At 52.1% G+C, this 20,754-nt stretch carries 17 protein-coding genes; 1 reads left to right on the forward strand and 16 read right to left on the reverse strand.

Going from position 1 to position 20,754, the window contains the following annotated elements; genetic code table 11:
• Window positions 1-59: 59 nt before the first annotated feature.
• The 14 genes from FZ040_RS04625 to FZ040_RS04690 all read right to left on the reverse strand — a co-directional run bounded on the left by FZ040_RS04625 (window position 60) and on the right by FZ040_RS04690 (window position 17,789).
• A complete protein-coding gene (locus tag FZ040_RS04625) occupies window positions 60-926 on the reverse strand; it encodes a lysophospholipid acyltransferase family protein (RefSeq protein ID WP_149170925.1) in 867 nt (288 codons plus the stop codon).
• Between the two features lie 78 nt (window positions 927-1,004).
• Complete coding sequence (lpxD, locus tag FZ040_RS04630) at window positions 1,005-2,024, reverse strand: UDP-3-O-(3-hydroxymyristoyl)glucosamine N-acyltransferase (protein ID WP_149170926.1); 1,020 nt, start codon at window positions 2,022-2,024, stop codon at window positions 1,005-1,007.
• Between the two features lie 21 nt (window positions 2,025-2,045).
• Complete coding sequence (locus FZ040_RS04635) at window positions 2,046-2,495, reverse strand: OmpH/Skp family outer membrane protein (protein ID WP_149170927.1); 450 nt, start codon at window positions 2,493-2,495, stop codon at window positions 2,046-2,048.
• A 21-nt stretch (window positions 2,496-2,516) separates the two neighbouring features.
• Window positions 2,517-3,650, reverse strand: coding sequence for a hypothetical protein (locus FZ040_RS04640; RefSeq protein WP_149170928.1), 1,134 nt, complete (start codon window positions 3,648-3,650; stop codon window positions 2,517-2,519).
• Window positions 3,651-3,753: 103 nt separating this feature from the next.
• The gene (locus FZ040_RS04645) at window positions 3,754-4,218 is read right to left on the reverse strand and encodes an OmpH/Skp family outer membrane protein (RefSeq protein ID WP_149170929.1); all 465 of its coding nucleotides are present in this window, start codon (window positions 4,216-4,218) and stop codon (window positions 3,754-3,756) included.
• A gap of 144 nt (window positions 4,219-4,362) precedes the next feature.
• Window positions 4,363-5,661 (reverse strand): acylphosphatase, encoded by a 1,299-nt coding sequence (locus FZ040_RS04650; RefSeq protein ID WP_149170930.1) that lies wholly within the window; start codon window positions 5,659-5,661, stop codon window positions 4,363-4,365.
• Between the two features lie 28 nt (window positions 5,662-5,689).
• On the reverse strand, window positions 5,690-7,594 hold the full coding sequence (locus tag FZ040_RS04655; protein ID WP_187620245.1) for a BamA/OMP85 family outer membrane protein: 1,905 nt from the start codon (window positions 7,592-7,594) through the stop codon (window positions 5,690-5,692).
• Window positions 7,595-7,630: 36 nt separating this feature from the next.
• The gene (locus FZ040_RS04660) at window positions 7,631-8,188 is read right to left on the reverse strand and encodes a hypothetical protein (protein WP_149170931.1); all 558 of its coding nucleotides are present in this window, start codon (window positions 8,186-8,188) and stop codon (window positions 7,631-7,633) included.
• 162 nt (window positions 8,189-8,350) lie between these two features.
• A complete protein-coding gene (locus FZ040_RS04665) occupies window positions 8,351-8,983 on the reverse strand; it encodes a sigma-70 family RNA polymerase sigma factor (RefSeq protein WP_149170932.1) in 633 nt (210 codons plus the stop codon).
• 35 nt (window positions 8,984-9,018) lie between these two features.
• Entirely contained in the window at window positions 9,019-13,362 is a 4,344-nt protein-coding gene (locus FZ040_RS04670; RefSeq protein WP_255448750.1) for a translocation/assembly module TamB domain-containing protein, read from the reverse strand.
• Window positions 13,363-13,410: 48 nt separating this feature from the next.
• Complete coding sequence (locus FZ040_RS04675; RefSeq protein ID WP_149170934.1) at window positions 13,411-14,928, reverse strand: TolC family protein; 1,518 nt, start codon at window positions 14,926-14,928, stop codon at window positions 13,411-13,413.
• Window positions 14,929-14,960: 32 nt separating this feature from the next.
• Window positions 14,961-16,247, reverse strand: coding sequence for an MlaD family protein (locus FZ040_RS04680; protein WP_149170935.1), 1,287 nt, complete (start codon window positions 16,245-16,247; stop codon window positions 14,961-14,963).
• 3 nt (window positions 16,248-16,250) lie between these two features.
• Entirely contained in the window at window positions 16,251-16,991 is a 741-nt protein-coding gene (locus FZ040_RS04685) for an ABC transporter ATP-binding protein (protein WP_149170936.1), read from the reverse strand.
• 27 nt (window positions 16,992-17,018) lie between these two features.
• Window positions 17,019-17,789, reverse strand: a complete 771-nt coding sequence (locus FZ040_RS04690) for an MlaE family ABC transporter permease (RefSeq protein WP_439653904.1) — start codon at window positions 17,787-17,789, stop codon at window positions 17,019-17,021.
• Window positions 17,790-17,987: 198 nt separating this feature from the next.
• Here FZ040_RS04690 and rnhA point away from each other — a divergent pair, with 198 nt between their 5' ends.
• The gene (gene rnhA, locus FZ040_RS04695; protein WP_149170937.1) at window positions 17,988-18,683 is read left to right on the forward strand and encodes a ribonuclease HI; all 696 of its coding nucleotides are present in this window, start codon (window positions 17,988-17,990) and stop codon (window positions 18,681-18,683) included.
• Between the two features lie 76 nt (window positions 18,684-18,759).
• Here the strand turns inward: rnhA and FZ040_RS04700 are convergent, their stop codons facing one another.
• Window positions 18,760-19,314 carry a UbiX family flavin prenyltransferase gene (locus tag FZ040_RS04700; RefSeq protein WP_149170938.1) on the reverse strand — a complete coding sequence of 185 codons (555 nt, stop codon included), beginning with the start codon at window positions 19,312-19,314 and terminating at the stop codon, window positions 18,760-18,762.
• A 63-nt stretch (window positions 19,315-19,377) separates the two neighbouring features.
• Window positions 19,378-20,661 (reverse strand): serine--tRNA ligase, encoded by a 1,284-nt coding sequence (serS, locus tag FZ040_RS04705; protein ID WP_033171561.1) that lies wholly within the window; start codon window positions 20,659-20,661, stop codon window positions 19,378-19,380.
• Window positions 20,662-20,754 lie beyond the last annotated feature (93 nt).

The following is a 20,754-nucleotide window of genomic DNA, read 5'->3' on the forward strand; positions in this document are numbered from 1 at the left end:
AAATTCCTTTCTCTATTTTACCCAACATCGTTCGGTTGTGCAAGTAGCCAAAGGGCTCACTATTCTTCACGGATGGACTTCCAGCGGTCATGGAGCCAGAACCATTCTTCCGGATACTTCCGCACGTGGTCTTCGATAGCTTTTGTTAAGAGCTGCGACGTCCGGCGGATATCCTCACGTTTGTCTTTTGTCTTTTCGACATGGAACGGTCCTTCGACAATCAACGTATGCATGCCGTTTTCATCGCGGTGCATAAACGAGGTGAATATCGGCACATTCTGAAAGCGTGCCATCGAAGCCGCACCCGGCGTACAGTTGGTCGGCTGATTGAAGAAGTCCAAGATAATGCCGTCATGCCGGTTGGTATCCTGGTCCATAATCAGGCCGATAGCCCAGCCTTTCTTCAGCATGGCAAACATTTCCCGCACATCCGTCTTGTAGGTGATGTGCATGCCAATCATCGTCCGGTACTCATTGATAAACCGGTCTGCTCCCGACGATTTCTGTTTCATCGCTACGCCGACCAGCGGGATGCCAGCCATCGCAAAGGCGCCCCCCATGAGTTCCCAGTTGCCGCTATGTGCGGCCGCAATGATTGCCCCTTTTCCTTCCGCCATTCCCTGCTGGAGTTTTTCCAAGCCTTCGATGCGGACATATTCCTGCGGTTTCTTTTTGATCAGCGGGAAGCGGAGCACCTCGAACAACATCGGGCCAAAGCGGACAGCGCTGGCTTTGGCAATCCGCCAGGCTTCGGCCTCATCGACTTGCAGGCATGTCTGTATCTGGCTTTGGGCCAGCACTTTGCGCTTTGCCGGCAGAATGAGCCAGGCAAAATTCCCCAGCCCCCGCCCCAGCGCCTCACACACGCTGCGCGGAAGCAGGCAGGCTATGGCACTGAAGGCCTTCATCAGATAGTAGGAAAACATTCTTTTTCCTCCCTTTTCCTAACGGTTATCCTCTCATAAAAAGACCTCCTCAAAAGAGGAGGCCGCTTATCGTCTAGATTACTCTTTTTCGTATTTTGCCAGTTTCTTTTCCAGCTGTTTGAGCTTCTTGTTCATCTCCGGCAGGTGTTTCATAGCCGCCTGCATACGCAGCCATTCTGTATGGGACTGAACCGGGAAGCCCGCGCAGAATACGCCTTCCGGCATATTGCTGATAATACCTGAGCGCGCTGCATAAACCGAGTTGGCACCAATCTTGATGTGGCCAACCGTTCCGACCTGACCGCCAAACGTAACGTTATGGCCGACCGTCGTCGAACCGGAAATACCCGTCTGAGCGACAATCAGGCAGTTCGGGCCAATTTTGCAGTTATGGCCGATATGAACGAGATTGTCAATCTTCGTACCCTTGCCGATAACCGTCGAGCCCATAGCCGCGCGGTCGATACCATCATGAGCACCAATCTCCACGTCATCCTCCAGGATGACATTGCCAACCTGCGGCACCTTCGTATGCACGCCGTCTTTAGTCGTAAAGCCGAAGCCATCCGAGCCGATTACAGCCGAGCTGTGAACAACACAGCGCTTGCCGACATGGCAGTGCTCGCGAACCGTAGCACTGGAGTAAATGACACTGTCTTCCTCAATCTCTGCATACTGGCCGATATACGTGTGCGGATACAGCGTAACACGGTCACCGATAACCGCATGGTCATCGACAACAGCAAAGGGCATGATTACGACATCTTTGCCAATTTTTACGTCCTTGCCGATATGAGCCTTATCACTCACGCCAGTTTCAAACTGAAGTTTCGGCGTAAAGAGCTCCAAGAGCTTTGCAAAGGCTGCGCGCGGTTCCTCAACGTAAAGCGCGTTTTTCGGAAAGTCCTCTACCCCTTCCGGCAGCATAACCGCTGCCGCCTGGCAGGTCTTTGCCTCTTCAATATGCGGGTCAACCGCAAAGGTCAAATCATTTTCCCCCGCACCTTCAATATTATCCAAGCCATGAATCTCTACAGATGCATCACCCACAATACGACCGCCAACAAACTCGGCGATTTCCTGCAACGTCTTTTTCATGTTTCCTCTCCATCCTTTTCCTTACTGAAGCTTCGAAATGACTTCATCCGTCACATCGACAGCACCCGTGATGGCGATTGGCTGTTCCTGAGAGTTGTTGACCACTGCATCGAGTTTCTTCTCCTTGGATACACTGCCGAGAGCAACATCAATCTTCTGACGGAGCTGCAGGGCATAGGACTGATTGATGCCCTGCAGTTTGCGCTGTGCATCCATCTGGAGCTTCTGCGCATCTTCCTGGCTCATGTTCGGATTTTCCTTCATCTTCTGCTGAATCTCAGCCTGCGACTGTTCTCTGGCTTCATTCAGCTTCTGGTTTCCCTCTTCTACCAGTGCCGAAATCTGCGGTGCTTCCTTAGAAACGCGCTCACCATCAATATAACCAATCTTCGCCTGGCCACAACCGCTCATGAGCATCATCGATGCGAATGCTGCTGCCAGCAGGGCCGTAGATTTTTTGCGTAATTTCATGTTGTTATTCGCTTCTTTCTTTCAACTCTTATTATCTTCAGTGCTTTCTTCCGTACGGGAAGGAAGCGTTCTGATTTCCTGTACCAATTCATCCGTCACATCGACGGTATTGACGCCTACCACCATGCCAGTCGAGCGGGTAACCCGCTCAAACATTTCCTGATGCGGACCGAAATTGGAAAGCAATTGCGGACGGTTGGCGAGAATCAGCGTAAAGTGATGAAGGATGGCAACCTTCGCAGCTTTGCCCGCCACATCGTTTAAAATATGGCTTTCAAGCGCTTGTAGTTTTGCCCGCTTATCGGCCAGCTCTTTGCGCTTTTCCTGGCGCTGCTGAACCATCTGGACTTTCTCCATCTGCTTTTGCATCGCTTCGGCATTACGCTTTTCCGCCTCAGTCTTTTGGGCCGCAGCCCCAGCCTTCTGGGCATCCCGCTTCTGCGGCAAGTCCTTGCGCCAGGCTTCCAGTTCTGGTGCCAGCTCCTGCTTCACATGGTCGCTGATCTGCTGCTGATAGTCCTGATAGAGTTCTACCTGCCGCACGCCGCGCTCACGGCGAAGCTGTTGGCGCTGCTCTTCCCATTCAGCACGCTCGGCATCTTTCTGCTGCTGGCTGTCAAGCGGATTGTGCATCGCTGCCTGATTGTCCAGCTTGATATTGATGTTCAGCAGGGCATTGAGATATTCCTCATTGATTGCATTGCGGCGAGCCTGATATTCGGCATCCGTCGCCGTGCGGTATTCCTCGGTAAGCCGTTTGCTCTTTCGTTCAATTTCTGCGCGCTTGCCGATTACTTCCTGAGCATCTCGGGCCCAAACAGAATCATCAAAGGTCTTTTTATCGAGTTCCGGCGGATTGACGGTAAAGAGCTCCGCTAAGTCCTTCGACTCAAGCTCCAATACCCGGCACTCTTCCCGGAGTGCCTTGAGCTTCTCATAATCCGGATGAGCCTCGATTACCTGCTGCCAATCGATAAGGCCAGTATCAGCCTGAACGGCCGCCTGACCATCGTCAACAGCGGAATTTGTGACAAAGCAACGGAAGAGCCCCGCCCCGGCTGCCACTAAACAAACAGCAGCAATGGCACCTGCGATGATATTGCGCCGCCGTTTTGACAAACACGCGGTTTTCTCCGCCGGCCTCTCCTCTTCCATCTTTGTCTCACCTCTTTTAAAAGAATTACCGAGCGCAACAAGTGGCTCGGTATTTCCAGGTCCATATACCCTTATCGGAACGTCCGCTTACCGGCGTCCTGGATTATTTGCTGATCTGTTTGATGACATCCTGCGTGATGTCCTGGCCGCCATAAACTACAGCGCCCTTTTCCAGAACGACCGAAAGGCCTTTCTGCTCAGCAACTTTCTTGACAGACTCCTCTACGCTCTTCTGCAGCGGCTCAGTGAGTTCCTGGCGTTTCTGCATCAGGCGCTGCTGCGTCTGCATTGCATAGTCCTGCTTCTCCTGATCGTTCATATTAGCCGTCTTGGAAGCGAACTCTTTCTGAGCTTCTTCATAAGCCGTGTTGAATTCCTTCTCAGCATCCTGAGCTTTCGGGTTCTGGCTCATAACCTGATTATAGTCAACGACACCAACATTCGAGCTGGCAGCATTTGCAATTCCCGAACCGGACTGCGTAAGAGCCAGGGCAACCACGGAACCGACAAAAACGATAGCGATGAGAACGCTGATAATCTTTACCTGTTTCTTCTGTAATTTAACCATTTCAATTTCTCCTTTTCCCTTGCGGGCTTGGTAGCGTTAAATTTTCCGCTATGGCTCATTTTCCATGTGCCATACACGAATTTCATTATAACAAACTCTTATTCCTTATTCAAGCATATTCCTTCAATTCGCCAGCGCCGCGAATCAGAAATTCCCGATTACGCGAAGCCAATTCTGATGGCGGTCAACCAGATATTCGAGACCGAGGAAATCGTGCATTTTGTAACGCAGGGCTGCCTCGCCATTTTTGTCGAAGAAACGATACTCATAACGCAGCAGCCAACGCGGTGCCAGCTGCTGCGATGCCGCCAGGACAAAGCGCCGCTCATGCAAATCATACCGCAGCTGCGCATGGGTCCGCGAGCTCAGGCGGCGGTCATACCCCGCAGCCCAGCCCCAATCCATATCCTGTGGCATCAGGTCCACGAGCAAAAACAGCTCATCCTGCTGGGAAAGCATCGTCCCGGCATGGAAGCGGAACAACAAGCTCTCGTTATCCTCATGACCGTTTTTATCCTTGCGCCCAATGTCCAGCCAGCCGGTCAGCCGCAGCCGGTAGCGGCTCGTATCCGAACGGCTCATTACATGAAGCCGTTCGGCCGCCTCCATGCTGACCGTTGTTTTCATATGGTAGGTCCGGAAATCCGGCAAATCGTCAAGCTCCTGGGAAAACTGCTGCGAAAGCTCCTGCTCATGCCGCTTGATGAAATCAACCGGAACGCCGACCAAATCATCGACCTTCTCCTGCATTACCTCGCGGCGGGCCAAAAGCGTCACATTCGGCACGGTATCCGACCGCATGGATAAATCCACCGTCCGTACCACGGGAAGCTTCGGATAAACGACCAGCTTTACCTTGGTCTCACTTTCCGGTTCAATCTCAAAATCGCCACGAAACTCCGGCAGATGTTCGGCCAGATAATCATTCAGATGATGCTTTAGTACACCGTTTGTCCAATCGGTTGCTGCCGTAGGCAGTCCTGTCAGCGCATCACGGAAAACCGTATCCACGCCGGCCAAATCCCTGCGGACCAAAGCCTCCATGCGCGGCGGCATTCCCTCAACCTGCACGTCGACATCCACCTTCGTGATGACATCCGACCAGGGCAAAAGCATTACCTCCACCTTTGTCTCTGCCGCCGGATAAATCTTTACCTGACGGACCGTATAGCCTACCAGCACCTTATCGAACACCTCATGAATAAGCTGTTCTTTCTGCTGGCTGGCTGCACTGACAGCGGCTACGGTCTGTCCATCGATAAGCTGCCCGGCTATCGCCTGAACGCTCTGCTGCATGCGCTTCTGCACCAGCGGCGGCAGGCTGCCAGCGGCGGCAACGACTGCCGTCACCTTCTCAACCCGCTGGGCCGGTGCTGCCGCTACTATTGGCATACTGGCTGCCAGCCAGCAAACGGCCAGCAGCCATGCCAAGATGGTCTTCATGCAGCCAGACACTTCCTTTCTTCGGCAATCAGAACGTGCCACCTACCGTGAAGTGGACGCGGCCGCCATTTTTGCCGCGGCCATAGTCAAGACGCAGCGGTCCAATCGGCGTATTCAGGGAGAGGCCGACACCTACACTGCCCTGGATATCGTCAGCACCCGGGACCCAATCATTGTACCAGGCACCGCCCCAATCGGTGAACAGGGCGCCCTGTACTTTCGAGACAATCGGGAAACGGTACTCAAGAGTTGCCAACGCCATGCGGGTACCGCGGAACTGATCCTCACGATAGCCACGCAGGCTGCTCTGGCCGCCGACTTTATACAGGTTGAATTCCGAGATATGGCCACGGCCGGCACCATACTGGCCGCGCATTGCCAATACCTGTGCATGACCAACTTTTATATAGCGCTGGTCTTCGATCGTCATCTTCTGGAAATCGAAATCCGCGCCAAGGCCTGCGACCTCACCCGTAAGGCTGACTCTGCCGCCCGTAGTCGGATTGTAGATATTGTCACGCGTATCGGTTACATGCTCGAGCGTAATACTGCGCGTCGTACCGAAGTTGTCCTTCTCCCACTGCGATCCCTGACGGTTGCCCGCATTACCATCCTCCGTATGCTTTACATACTGGTCCTTGCGGTTGCGCAGCGTGATGTAATTGGTCGAATATTCGCTGACCGGACGGCTCAGCGTAATCTCGCCGCCAGAATACTTGCGCATATAGGATTCTTTATGATGACCATCGACATCGTAATCATCGTATTCGTAAGTGCGGTTGTAAATGCGGAAGGTTCCCGCCGTCTCCTTATCATCGAGCCACGGCTTGCGATAGGAGAACGAATAACCATGGGCATCGGAATCGTCACCGCTCTTCTCAAACGTCAGGCTGACTGCGTCACCCGTGCCGCGGAAGTTCGTATCACCGATGCTGATCATGCCGATTACGCCATCTTCACTGCTGTAACCAGCGCCGATCCCAAAGGAACCCGTGCGTTTCTCCTTAACATCGAGCTCCACCTCTACGGCGTTCGGCTCAACGCCCGGATTCATCTTGATGTTGACATCTTCGAAGAAACCAAGGTTATAGACGCGCTGCAGGCTGCGGCGTGCCTGTTTGGAGTTGAACGGCTCACCCGGCTTTTGACGCATCTCGCGCAGAATAACGCGCTCTTTCGTCTTAGTATTGCCCTTTATCTTATAGCTTTCAAGCGTACCCTCATTGATTTTCAGCACGAGATTGCCATTGCGGTCAATATTCATGTCGGTAATCTTGGCCAGGATATAGCCGTCTTTGCGGTACTGATCCTGAATCGCCTGAACGTTCTGCTGAAGCGTGCGGCTGTTCAGGAGTTCGCCCTGCTTGACCGTCAGCAGGCCATAGAGAACCTCATCGGATTCCACGGTGTTGCCGACAATCTTGACGCTGGAAAGCACCGGATTCTCGAGCACATGATAGGTGATAACGACACCTTCCGGAACTTTCTCAAAGGTCGGATAGAGGTCATAGAAATAACCCGTATTGTAAATCGCATCGCGATCCTTGTTCAAGCCCTTGACGGTGAACATATCCCCTGTATGCATCGTGATAGCCGCTTTAGCCGTAGCCTCTGTCGACTTGGTCGTTCCCTCGAAAGCCGTATCGACAATTGTCTGACCCTCAAACGACTTCATGTGTTCTGCTATTTCCTTTTCCTGCGGACGAACTTTGCCCCACTCCTGGGTACGTGCATCAGCGGCTGTATTCTGAGCCTGGGCGTCTGCTGGCTTTTGCATTGCTTCGGCCTTCTCTGCCGGCTGTTGTGCCGAAGCCTCCGCCGAAGCTGCTGGTGCCGTCACATCAGTGGCTGCATAAGCGGCCCCTGGGAATACCGAAAAGCTGGCAGCGACTGCTACCGCATAAGCAAGGAATCTTTCATTCTTTTTGTTCAAGGATCAAAACCTCCTAGGTGTAAATATCTATCATCATTACTGCCGCAGGGCTTTGCCTGCTGACTGCATGAGTTTCTGTGTTTCTGCATCCGGTACCTGGCCGGATTTTTGTGGAATTGCGGCAGACCGTTCGCTTTGCGGCTGAACCGGCTGTTCCTTGGCCGCTTCCGGCGGCGCCTTTTGGGGCACCTCAGATGCCACCCGCGGCTGCACTGGTGCAGGCGCTGCCGGCTCTGCTTCGCCTTCCTGTCTTGGCAGGACTTTTCCCGTAGGCTTTTCGCTTTCTCCCACAGTTTCCGTCGAAAGCGAAGCATCCTGTTCCTGCCCAGCAGGTGCCTTTCCCCCATGAGGGATTATTGCCATGCCTGCTGCCACCAGAACCACCGCCACCAAAGCTGGCAGCAAACGTCCTGCCCAGCGCTTTATCTTAGCACCGCGCGGGCTGTCTTTCACCTGTGCCAGCTCTGCTTTAGCCAGCATCAGCTTCAAATCGCCGCGGACATCGTTTTCTTGGTCCAACGAATTTTCTGCCTGCCCCAGCCAATCACGGGCTGCACGTATATGATTCTTTTGTGCTCTGCGCCGGTCTGACATAGAAGTCCTCCTGTGATTCCAATCCTCTAAAATCTCTGGAATTATAATCCACCACAAGGCTCTATTTTTGACCTGCCATTTTGCACGATTATCATAAAACAGCCACGTTTATTGCCATTTTTTAGCATTTTTTATCGATTTTCTACTGATTTCCAGCAAAATTCACCAATTATGCATAAACCGCGACAACATCCCCCGCACGCGGCGAATGCCATTTTTTTGCAAACGGTAGACATGGGATATGCTGACCTGCAGGCCTTCTGCCATATCGCCAGCCGCCTCGCTTTGCATATACAGCCCTTCCAAAACTGCTTTTTCTTTCGCCGGCAGCCGGTCCATCGCCTGGTGAAGACGGTGGGCCAGTTCGTGGCTTTCTGCCTGCTCCATTACCGATGGGCTCATATCCGCCAGATTGTCTTTAAGAGAATCCCCGCCACCGACCGGTAGGGCATCCATACACGCCACATCGGAATCCCCTTCCTTCTGAAGGAAATTCAGCATGCGGCCGCGAATGCGGTGAACCGCAAACAGGCTGAATGCTACCTCACGCTCCGGTTCATAATGTTCTACGGCCTCAATGAGTCCCACGGTGCCTTCCTGCACGATATCCATAACCGTTTGCATTTGACGGTACGGCAATGCCTGTTTGAAAACCAAAGGCTGATAGGACTCTATGAGCAGGCGCCTTGCCTCTTCATCGCCCTCTTCTTTAAATTTACGCCACAGCACTTTTTCCTGTGCTGGCGCTAGCAGCCTTACCCGGCTTAGTTCTGCGATGTACTGCTCAAACTGCATCCTGCTCACCTCCTTTATCATTATTCGGATAATGCTCAGAAGGACATTCTCGCCTCAAGTCCGACGATGTAACCACTGCCTTCCCGGTCAAAGGTCAACCCCAATTTGTCATTAAAGTCATACTGAAGACCATAACGATTGACATTCTGACCGCCAAGACTGCGCGTATACTTCACCATAACCCGGTCTGAGATATATTTTCCCATCTGAACATTAAAATCGTATTTGTTTGTCTCATTTTCTAAATCATGACGGTCATAAATCGAGCCACTGCCGCGGGAAATCGTAAACTGGTCGAGGAATAAGAAGTCCCGCAGGATATCTTCGACCTCCGACAAGAAGCTCATCTGAATGCCAACGGAGAGCATATCCCCCGCATTCATATTCTTTTGCCCGTTCTTATAGGCATCCCGCAAAGTCAAAAGCTGAATAATCTGCGTCTGGCTCATCTCCGGACTGGATGTCAGCTTGATTTCCATTTTATCCAGCGGTCCTTTAGCCGACAAGAATACCTTAGCCTGCGTCAGGCGCGTATCCGCGAAGAAATCAATGCTCGGCAGGAACGAAGCCACCTGGTCAAAGGTTGCCAGACCCTCACGAATCTTAAACTCGGTCTTGAGATAGTTTATCGTGCCGCCGCGTTTTACCTGCAGACTGCCCGACATCTTCGGATGGCTGACGATACCGCCTATATGGAACTGCCCGCCCAGATACAAGTCGTACAGATAAGAACTGTAAAAATGAACTTTATCGCCCACATTGACCTGAACATCCAGCACCGCATCGGGAAGATCGCTGTCGCCATCGGGAATGGCCGGCACCGAGACCATACAGTTCTGGAAATCTACCGTTCCCGATATTTTCGGCATATGACGCCCATAAAAATCCGTATCGAAAACATGGATTTCGCCAGTAATCGGTCCGCGGAACAAATCGCTCTGGATATCCAGCTTATCGGCTTTCAGCGTGAAATCGTATTTATCGGGCGAAACGCCGTCAAGCAGTACGAATCCTGTAAGCGAGTATGTACCTTCGCCCATTTTACCAGAAAAGTCCTGGACTGTCACTTTGCTGCCAGCAAAGGTGATTTTCGCATTCATATCCGTCATCGGCTTTTCCAGCATCTTCCACTTCACAGCGCCATTGGTGAGACCTACGGTGCCATCAACGAGCGGATGCGCCAGCGTTCCATGGATTTTGAGATTGCCGGTCGTTGCGCCCACGGCCCAATCGACCTGCTTGGAAACAGTCGGCAGAAGCGATAAATCTGCCTGGTCGAGCGATACCGTAAGCTGAATCTGCTCGATGTCATCGAGCTGTTCATTCTCATCCGCAAAAAGCGCCCGCGAAGGGATGATTCCCTTCGCGCTGGCCTGATACGTCTTGACGCCAGTCACTTTCTGGACCGTAAGCGTATCCACAGTTATCAGGCCGTTCTTCAAATGGAAAACACCATTCAGATTATCAAAGGTAGACCCTTGTACGCCGCCATTGTGCCCGCTGATTGTCACATCAGCCGACGGATTCGGAACAACGCCGCCAAAGGTGGCCTCAATATCCGCTGTGCCAATGACATTCGCCTGTATGCCGGCAGCCTTGGCAAACATGCCCATCTCGAGGTCAGAAGCCGAAAGCTTTCCCTGCAGTGGCTGTTCTGCGGCCAGTCCGGCCGTGCCAGACAGACTGAACAAACCATTGCTGCCCTGTTTGCCCTCGATTTTCTTGACAGCGACCACCTGGTCAGCCAGCTGTATATCAATATCGACGTCATGGACATCATAACCGCCAACCGTTCCCTTGGGCATACTACCGTAGACAGCCACCTGCGGATTGTCAACGTTACCAGCCAGCGTAGCACTGCAATTGAGCCGTCCCTGAACCAAATCATTCTTTTGATTCAGCAGGGCTGTAATTGCATTGACATCGGCATTTTGAACAACGACCTCGCCCGTGATTGCCTTTGTCTCCGTATTGATGGAAGCAACGGCATCATAAGTTCCGCCGTTCTGTTCAAACCCGAACTGGTCGATATCTACATTGCCATTGCGGTATTTGACCATGCCGTGGAGATTTTTGATTTCCTGGGCGTTGAGCACAATGTCCGGTGCGTCCAAGAGGCCATAAAACTCCGGACGATCCACATTGCCCTTGATATATCCCTTAAAGGTGCCATGCCCGCTGACTTCATAGGGCAGCTTGTGTTCGATGCGTTTCAAGTCGATATCCTTAGCCTCAACCTTCATCGACAGATTGCGGTTCTGGTCAATCGTACCATTGAGAATCATATCGACCATCGGGGAATACGCGTGGAAATCCTGCAGGCGGACCACACCATCTTCCAGGAAATAGTCACCGTCCATTCCGGACAGCAGGACTCCGCGATAGCTTCCGCGATAAAAATGAATATAGCCAACGCCCTTCGGGTTATCGAGCGTACCGGTAAATTTGATGATATTGTCCACATTACCGGTTATCGGCTGGTCAGGGGCCACGAGTGCGGCGATATCTTCCATCCGCGCGCCCATGGTATCAATCTGTAAGTTGAGCTTCCGCTCGCCGGTAAAACCGATAGAACCGGCCACACGCCAGACTTCCTTGCCATCTTTTTCCATCAGGAAATCATCGATGTTGACACCGTCAAGGCTGCCACTGGCTTTCAGTTTAAGACTGTCAAAGGGCTGCTTGAACAATGTTCCCTTGAGCCCCGAGAAATTGACGGCCACCTGCGGGTTCGCCAAATCGCCCTGAACCGTTCCCTTGAAATCGCTAAGCCCTGTGACATCAGCATTCGGCTCAACTTTCTGCAACAGCGAGAGGTCAAAATGAGCACCATAATACGTCAAATCCAGTTTTGGCGACGTCAACAGGCCCGTAATCGTCCCCTCAGCTGCCAGACGGCTGTGGTTAGGCAGATTGATACTCAAAAAGTCAAGCTGAAGGTTATCGCCGGCCAGATAAAAGGATGTATTGATATTTTCAATCGGCAATGCACCATAAGTGCCATTTTCAAGTTTTGCACTGCCATAGGCCTGCAGCTGTTCGAGGCTTGTCCCCACACCACTGATGCCAACATCAGCCGTCGCTTTGCCGGTCACCACCGACGCCTGAGGCACTATTTCCGACAGCAGTCCCATATCAATCCCAGTTGCCTTGACATGAGCCGTGTACGAAAGATTATCGGCCGCAATGGCAGCCTCGCCTTCAGCTTTGCCGCCAAATACCTGAACGCGCATATCTTTCACAAACACATTTTGATCCTGATAGCGCACCTTGGCCGAGAGATTCTGGAACGGAATATCCATGGCCGAACCTTCAGCTACTTTTACCTGGCCTTCAATCGATGGATTCTTGAAGGTCCCGCGAACCTTTACATCAAACGAAGCCGCCCCTTGATACGGAAGGTTCTTGAGGATACGGCTGGGGTCAAACGATTCCGATGAAGCCGTAAGGTCGAGGTACGGGTCGCCCGTATCGAAACGTATTTTTCCATGCGCCTTGGCATGCTGTCCATCCGCATCAGCTTCCACCGAAACCAATGCCTCTGCATCGGTAAACGCGGCATGACCTTTGATGCCTGTTACATCCGTTTCCATGATGTGAACAGCACCGTCGGCAAAATCCGCATCACCGGTAAACGACAGTTTGCCGCCATTGCGGAAAGCATGGATTTGGGCAGTCTCTACCTTACCGCCAGTTATCGAAACATCCTGCGGAATCAGCCCGTCGGGAACCAGCCCCAGATAACTTCCCAAATCCATATTGTTTATTTTGGCATTTACAATCTGACGGTCTTCATCAAAGGTTCCCGATGCCTCCACCTGAGTTCCCTGATTTTCGCCGCTTACCTCCGCCTTCATGACCGGATAATCCGCCATATCCAGCGAACCGTTTACTTTTTCAAGCGTAAGCTCTTTCCCCTGCATGCGTCCAATTACGCGTCCATTTTCGACGCGCACCATGCCATGGAATTTCTGCCCGCCCGGCGTCTTGCTGATGAGATCCTCAAAATTCCAGCTGCCATCGTCCCGCTGAGCTATCACGGCCTCCACATCGGAAACCGTGACTTCTTTCACCGCCTCAGCCGGTGCCGAAAGCGCAGAAAGCAGGCGATAGGTCACCTGCGCTTTATCTGCACGCGCAATGATCTCTGCCTGCTTGTCATAAACTGCCACGTCATGGACTTCGAGGGTGCGGAGAGACTTCACCTCTATGCTGCCGACATCAATACGAACCCCCAGCATCTCCGAAGCCGTCGATGCTGCGGTCTGACCTGCCGTTTCCATAAAAGCACTGGTCTGCATATAGTACCAAAGGCCAGCCAGCCCCAGGAACACGATTCCCAGGACAGCCGCCAGTATTCCTATTGTTTTCCGCTTCATGATAATCCCCTCAAAAAGCCGCTCCATGGCTGTATTTTGCCGGATGAATTACTTCACCGCTTCCTCTTTTACTGCCTTCTTATCCGCCCGCTGTGCCTTAGCGGCCTTGCGTGCCTCGCGCTCAGCCTTGCGGCCGGCTTTTGCCTCTTCCTTCGAGTTCTTCTTTGCTTCCTCAGTCGACTCGAGAATTGCGTCATCATGGAGTTTTGCATCCTCGCGGACTTTCTTCAAACGATTGCCCTGCTGACGCGATGCGCGGTATTTTGCCACGTCGATGTCAATCGGCAGGCCCATCGCACGATCCAAAGAAGCCTTGCTCGTATTGTAGTTATAAAGAGCCGTATAATAATTGGTCTTGGCCTCAGTCAATTTTTCATTGGCATCCATGACATCAAGGTTGGTGCCAACACCGGCGCTGTAACGGACATTGGCAATCTTATAATCTTCTTCTGCCTGTGCCACTGCCGTTTTCGTCGTATCGATATTCTTTTCCGCAGCCTGGAGATTCAGATAAGCCGTGCGGACGTCAAGCTTGATTGCCTCATCCTGCTGGCGGGAAGCCTCCTGCGCCTTTAAAAGCGTTGCTTCAGCCGCATGAACGCTGGCAGACGTTACCCCGTTGTCAAAGATATTCCAGGTTGCCTTCGCGCCTGCCTGCCAGGCATCCGACTGCTCATCCTTAAACGCCTTGCTGCCGGCAATCGATTTGCTGGCTACAGCATTAACCGATGGGTAATTTCCTGCTTTAGCGGCATTGATACCAGCCTCAGCCTGCTTGACGGCATAGTAGCAGGCCGCACCATCAGCACGGTTGGCCAAAGCAAACTTCGTGCAATCTTCCAGCGACAAATCATAATGCGTATAGCCGAGCTGGTCGCGGATATCCAGAACTGTGTCAGTATCCAGGCCGATGACATTGTTAAGGGTCGATACAGCTACATCATAACTGTTCTGCGCCGTCACCAATGCCTGCTGCGCATTGGCCAGCTGAACCTGCGAAGCCAGTACATCCGACTTGGCCACCGTGCCGACATTATAATGCGCATTGACGTTGTCCAGATGTTCGCGAAGCGTATTTACGGCATCCTGCTGCACGTTGATGAGGTTGCGGCACTGCAAAATCTGATAGTAATCCGCCGTAGCCTGATAGCGGATGGCCTGCTTCGTGTTCTCCAGCGTTACATCCGCCGCATTGATGCCATAACCTGCCTTATCGATAGCAGCGCGCAGGGAACCATTGTAAAGCGGAATTCCTGCTTCCAGCGCATTGCTGTACTGCTTGTCGATTTTCTTCGCGTCATAGTCACGGCCGCCTAACGAAAACGCCCCCATCGACCAGGAAAGCGTCGGGCCCATCTGACGGCGCGCATTGGACAGATTCCACTTAGCAGCATCAACATCAGCCAGCGCCGACTTGATATTGCGGTTATTCTCCAATGCCATCTGAATGCTGTCGTCCAGATTCAGCTGAACCGTATCCGCCGCCAGCGCCGTACCAGAAATCGACATAGCCGTAAGCGTTCCCATAACAAGTGCTGTTAATTTTCTATAAAATCTTTTATTCATTTTCAAGCTAAACTCCTCCTTTAGCTAAGACCTTAAAAGGACTGGCGCAGGCCAATATAAGCGGCGCGCCGTTCTCTGTCATTGACATTATTCCACTGACCCAAAAGCGATGTTCCATTATTGCCCAGGTCATACTGTGCCCGCAGCCGGACTGCCAGGTCATCAAAATCATAAGCATCGGCCGAAACCTTGAAGCGCGGCCCGATTTTCGAATCGAGCCCGACGCCGGCTTCACCGTAAATCAAACCGCCGCGGGCATCAAAAGCACCGAAGTGCGATCCCAGCTGAAAATTGCCGCGGTCAGCATTGCCGATATCATCCAGACCGAAGGTCAAAAAAGACCCGTTCTGGGAATCCACATTCAAGTTAAAATTGGTACTCCAATCGTGATTCATCCCGCTGTAAAGCAGGTCCGCATTAGACGTAACTTCAATGGTGTCGAGTTTCTTCTTGAGCTTATCGGCCTTATCGGTCAGACTGCGCGCATTATGAATGATGGCCTTGGTGTCCTCAATCGTCTTATCATCACCAGCCACCTTGGCAATTCCCTCAGAAATCACCCGGATTTTCTCACTGGTATCGGCGATATTATTGAGTGTCAGCCGGAGATTCTCCGCCGTCTGCGGATCAGCTCCCACCGTCGCCAGATTCGTCATCATAGCTTCGACAGCATTTGCCGTGCGGTTAAGGCTGGCCGTCATTGTATTCATATTGGCCAGCATCTGGTTGATGTTTCCCTGATTGGTAAGCGCCATATTTTCAAACGCAGCCATCATGCCATTGATATGTGCGGTAGCGTCCCGCATATTCATGGCCATCTGGATTACCGAGCCCTGGAATTCTGCATTGCCGACAATCTTGTTCATGCCAGCCATAAGTTCCTGCGCCTGGTCAACCACCTTACTGAGTCCCGCAAACATGGTATCCATGCCCGCCTCATCCTGTCCGATAAGGTAATCTCCATTTTCCACCCAGCCAAGTGCCGGGTCAGCAGGCAGAATGTTGATGAATTTTTCTCCCATGACACCTGAGGAACCAATGGTTGCCTGGGAGCTTTTCGGTATCTTCACATCACTGTTGATGGAAAGCGTTACCGTAACGCCCTGCCCATCGTTCTGGATTTTCTTGACTTTTCCCACCGGCACGCCGGACAGCCTTACCACGGACTGCGGTTCCACCCCGACGACCTGATTGAATCCGGCATAAAGGGTATAGCCCTTTTCCCCGCCCAGCTTGAAGCCACTGAGCATGATGATAACACCAGCAAGCAGGGCCAGTCCTGCCAAGGTAAATGCTCCTACCTTTGCTTCTGTACTCACGCGTCACGCCTCCTTAACTGTTCGCAGGGTGTGGAAAAATGCCTGCACCCGCTCATCCCTGATATTTTTAAAATTCTCCACGGTATCCACCGCAATGAGCTCACCTTCGTAAACCATGGCAATGCGGTCCGCAATGCGGCAGGCACTGGCCATATCATGGGTAACCACCACCGACGTCACGTTAAGTGCCTGCTGGGTGTGGCTGATGAGCTCATCAATCTTCTCTGTCATAATCGGGTCAAGCCCCGAACTCGGTTCATCGTAAAAAACGATTTCGGGTTCAAAGGCAATCGCCCGGGCCAAACTCACGCGCTTCTTCATACCACCGGACAATTCATTGGGCATCCGATGGGCCACATTTTCAAGCCCCACCAGATTGAGTTTCTCCTCGACAATCCGCTGGACTTCCTTCTCCGGCATATCCGTATGCTCCCGAAGGCCAAAGGCAACATTGTCGCCCACCGTCATCGAGTCAAACAGCGCCGAATACTGGAAAACCATCCCCATATGAAGCCGGACCTTGTCCAGTTCTGCTTCCGATAGCCGGGATATTTCCGTATCCCCGATCCAAATCTCGCCCGAAGTCGGCCGGATGAGTCCAATCAACAGCCGCAAAAGCGTACTCTTTCCTGAGCCGGAGCCCCCGATGATGGCAAGCGTCTCCCCATCTTCGATTGTCAGATTGATATGGTGCAGGACTTCTTTGTCACCAAAGCTCTTGCACACATCCACAAGTCGGATCATAATGCCTCACATTATATAAAATCTTTCTTAATAAAGAATGAAAGTCAGAATTGCGTTAAGAATAAAAATGGCTATAATCGATGACACCACCGTCCGGGTCGTTGCCTTACCAACGCCCTCGGCACCATCCGGACTATGAAGCCCGTAATAGCAGCCCAGCACGGCAATGACATTGCCGAAAAAAATAGCCTTTATCACACCACCGGTGAGGTCAAACACCTCAACAAAAGTGTGTATGGAATTCATATATAAATACGAGCTGATGCCCGAATAATAAACAGCAATAACCCAGCCGCCCAGGACGCCAATGACATCACCGAAAACCGTCAAAATCGGCACGACAATCATGCACGCCAGCATGCGGGGAACGATGAGATAATTTACCGGATTGACCGCCATAACCCGCAGCGCATCAATCTGCTCGGTGACCTTCATCGTAGAAATCTCTGCCGTAATGGCTGAACCCACGCGGCCGGCACAAACGACTCCGACCAGTACCGGGCCAAGTTCGCGGCCAATCGCAATGGAAATAATGCCGCCAATCGTTCCCTGCGCACCGAACTTGATGAGAATATCGGCCGTCTGCAGCGTAAAGACGACACCGGTAAAAAGCAGTGTGAGGCTCACAATCAGCAACGAGTCTACGCCAAGATGCGACATCTGCGACAGGATATGACGCGGCCGCGGGCGATGTCCCAACTCCCGCATCGTATCCCGATAGAGCAGCACGATTGTGCCAAATTCTTCCAGCCGGCGCATCACAAAAGCGCCAACCAGTTCCAACAATTTCAGCAGCATCATCTCCTCCTTTCCGGCATCGCCTTGTCGTCCCAAGTATATGCTAAACGCAGTGCATACTACCTTTCGATTTTAGCAGAGATAATCCAAATAGTAAAGATAAGTTTACTAATTTGCCTGTAATTTTTCATCTTCTTTTCTCAATATTTTTCCTATATAATAGGATTTAACGAAATTTACGCTTCAGGAGGAACACGAATGCCAAAGAAAGTATATGCCGTCCGCGCCGGGCGCGCCTGCGGAATCTTCACGACCTGGGACGAATGCAAAAAACAGGTAGACGGCTACGCCGGTGCCCGTTACAAAGGATTCACCGATATCGCCGAGGCACTGGCCTGGTTAAACGGCGGTGAGCGCCCTGCCGGACAGCAGCGCCAGAGCACTGCTGTCCGCCGTCCTTCCCGTCCCCGCCCTTCGATGCCAGCATCACCTGCCATCCCGGACAGTGAGCAGGACTACGTCATCTACACCGACGGCTCCTGCCTCCGGAATCCCGACGGCCCCGGCGGCTGGGCAGCGGTTGTCACCGAGGTAAAGACTGGCGAAGTCACCGAACTTCATGAGGGCAGCCCCAGCACCACCAACAACCGTATGGAACTTTCGGCCGCCATTGCCGCCATGTCGTTTCCCGCTGTGCCGTCGAAAATCGCCATTTACACCGACAGCCAATATTTGAAAAACGGCTTCACCAAGGGCTGGTTAAAATCCTGGAAAAGCCGCGGCTGGAAAAAAGCCGACGGCAACCCCGTCCTGAATCAGGACCTCTGGATGCAGCTCGACACACTCTACCAAAAACACCAAATCACCTTCCATTGGGTAAAAGGCCATGTCGGCATAGACCTCAACGAACGCTGCGACCAACTGGCAAAAAGCGAAGCTATGAAATATCAATAAAAATAAGCTGTTGCCGGCGGATAAAACCGTGCAACAGCTTATTTTTGTTTTATGCTCAGCAACGCCTTGGTGTCCGTCACCCCTGCCAGCGTTTGAACAAATTATGTTCAATCCCGAGCTGGTCGCATATCTTGCCTACCATCATATCAACGATATCATCGAGGGTCTGCGGGCGATGGTAAAAGCCCGGGCAGGCCGGTACGATGCGCGCGCCCACCTGGGCAAGCTTCAGCAGATTTTCCAGATGAATCGCATGCATCGGCGTTTCGCGCGGAACAATCACAAGTTTGCGCCCTTCCTTCAGCATTACATCAGCCGCTCTGGTCAGCAGATTATCCGAAATCCCATGGGCAATGCTTCCCGCCGTCTTCATCGAGCAGGGCAGAATGACCATCGCATCGGTGCGGAATGAACCGCTGGCAATGGCCGCCCCGACGTTATCGTTATCGTAGAGTTTATCAACCTTGACCGAAAATTTTTCACGGCTCACACCGCATTCATATTCTAGTACATCCCAGCCGCTGTCCGTGACCACTGCGTGAACTTCATGCCCGTCCGCTTTAGCGGCCGCGATGAACCGCAGGGCATAAATGCTGCCGCTGGCACCGGTAATGCCTACAACGATTTTCAAAGGCTCCCCTTCTTTCGTCCAAAAAAGCCTCCCAAAAACGGGAGGCTCTTTTCTTTTCTAATCTTAGAGTTCAGCTTTTTTGATGACTTCGACGCCGCCCATATACGGTACGAGAACCTTCGGAACGATGACACTGCCATCTTCCTGCTGATAGTTCTCAAGGATTGCTGCTACCGTACGGCCGACAGCCAGTCCCGAACCATTGAGCGTATGAACAAATTCCGGTTTGCTCTTGGCATCGCGGCGGAATTTGATATTTGCACGACGAGCCTGATAGTCCGTGCAGTTGGAGCAGGACGAAATCTCGCGGTACTTATTCTGCGCCGGGAACCAAACCTCGATATCATAGGTCGTTGCCGACGTAAAGCTCATATCACCCGTGCAAAGCTTGACGACATGGTACGGAATCTCGAGCAGACGCAAAACATCTTCCGCATTGTCTACCATCTTATCAAGTTCTTCCCAGCTGGTTTCCGGCGTGCAGAACTTAATCATCTCAACCTTGTTGAACTGGTGCTGGCGAATGAGACCGCGCGTATCACGGCCGGCACTGCCTGCCTCAGCACGGAAGCAAGCCGTATAGCAGCTGAAATACTGCGGCAGCATTTTGCCATCGAGGATTTCGTCTCGATAGTAGTTCGTCGTCGGAACCTCTGCCGTCGGAACGAGGTAATAATCAAGGCCTTCCACCTTGAACATATCCTCGGCAAATTTCGGCAGCTGGCCCGTGCCCGTCATGCTGTCCTTGTTCGCCATATATGGAGCGAGCATTTCGGTATAGCCATGTTTATCGGCATGGAGATCCATCATGAAGTTGATGCAAGCGCGCTCCAGACGGGCACCCATCCCCTTGTAGAACGTAAACCGTGCGCCCGTTACCTTGGCAGCGCGGTCTGCATCGAGAATATCGAGGTCTGTGCCGATATCCCAATGAGCCTTCGGTTCGAAGGAAAACTCACGCGGCGTTCCCCATTTGCGGACTTCCGGGTTCTCCGTGTCATCTTTGCCGATAGGAACATCTTCACGCGGAATATTCGGGATGTGAAGCAGGATATCACGCAGTTTCCCCTCAACCTCTTTGAGCTCTCCATCAAGAGCAGAGATTTTCTGACCGACTTCGCGCATCTCTTTGATGCGCTCATCCGCATTTTCCTTGTTCTTCTTCATAACGCTGATTTCCTTGGAAACCGCGTTGCGCTCACTCTTCAGCGTCTCCGTCTGCTGCAGGAGTTCACGGCGCTTTTTCTCAAGGCCTTCGAAATCGTCAAGATTCAAGGAATTGTGGCGATTTTTGAGCATCTGGCGAACTTCATCTAAATGCTCGCGGACAAATTTCATGTCTAACAAAATTCTCACTCTCCATATCTGAATAATCAATAAGATTATATCCAATTTCCAACGGTTACATCTTTATATTATATCGTCTAACAATTCTATGGT

This window comes from Pseudoselenomonas ruminis (assembly GCF_008271295.1).
Taxonomy (GTDB): Bacteria; Bacillota; Negativicutes; order Selenomonadales; family Selenomonadaceae; genus Selenomonas_A; species Selenomonas_A ruminis.

Bases quoted from the DNA above. Each gene is read 5' to 3' on its own strand.
- FZ040_RS04640 (WP_149170928.1), bottom strand. From the start codon at position 3,650: ATGGAAGAGGAGAGGCCGGCGGAGAAAACCGCGTGTTTGTCAAAACGG.
- FZ040_RS04635 (WP_149170927.1), bottom strand. From the start codon at position 2,495: ATGAAATTACGCAAAAAATCTACGGCCCTGCTGGCAGCAGCATTCGCA.
- FZ040_RS04685 (WP_149170936.1), bottom strand. From the start codon at position 16,991: ATGATCCGACTTGTGGATGTGTGCAAGAGCTTTGGTGACAAAGAAGTC.
- rnhA (WP_149170937.1), top strand. From the start codon at position 17,988: ATGCCAAAGAAAGTATATGCCGTCCGCGCCGGGCGCGCCTGCGGAATC.
- lpxD (WP_149170926.1), bottom strand. From the start codon at position 2,024: ATGAAAAAGACGTTGCAGGAAATCGCCGAGTTTGTTGGCGGTCGTATT.
- FZ040_RS04645 (WP_149170929.1), bottom strand. From the start codon at position 4,218: ATGGTTAAATTACAGAAGAAACAGGTAAAGATTATCAGCGTTCTCATC.
- FZ040_RS04675 (WP_149170934.1), bottom strand. From the start codon at position 14,928: ATGAATAAAAGATTTTATAGAAAATTAACAGCACTTGTTATGGGAACG.
- FZ040_RS04650 (WP_149170930.1), bottom strand. From the start codon at position 5,661: ATGAAGACCATCTTGGCATGGCTGCTGGCCGTTTGCTGGCTGGCAGCC.
- FZ040_RS04625 (WP_149170925.1), bottom strand. From the start codon at position 926: ATGTTTTCCTACTATCTGATGAAGGCCTTCAGTGCCATAGCCTGCCTG.
- FZ040_RS04660 (WP_149170931.1), bottom strand. From the start codon at position 8,188: ATGTCAGACCGGCGCAGAGCACAAAAGAATCATATACGTGCAGCCCGT.
- FZ040_RS04665 (WP_149170932.1), bottom strand. From the start codon at position 8,983: ATGCAGTTTGAGCAGTACATCGCAGAACTAAGCCGGGTAAGGCTGCTA.
- FZ040_RS04670 (WP_255448750.1), bottom strand. From the start codon at position 13,362: ATGAAGCGGAAAACAATAGGAATACTGGCGGCTGTCCTGGGAATCGTG.
- FZ040_RS04690 (WP_439653904.1), bottom strand. From the start codon at position 17,789: ATGCTGCTGAAATTGTTGGAACTGGTTGGCGCTTTTGTGATGCGCCGG.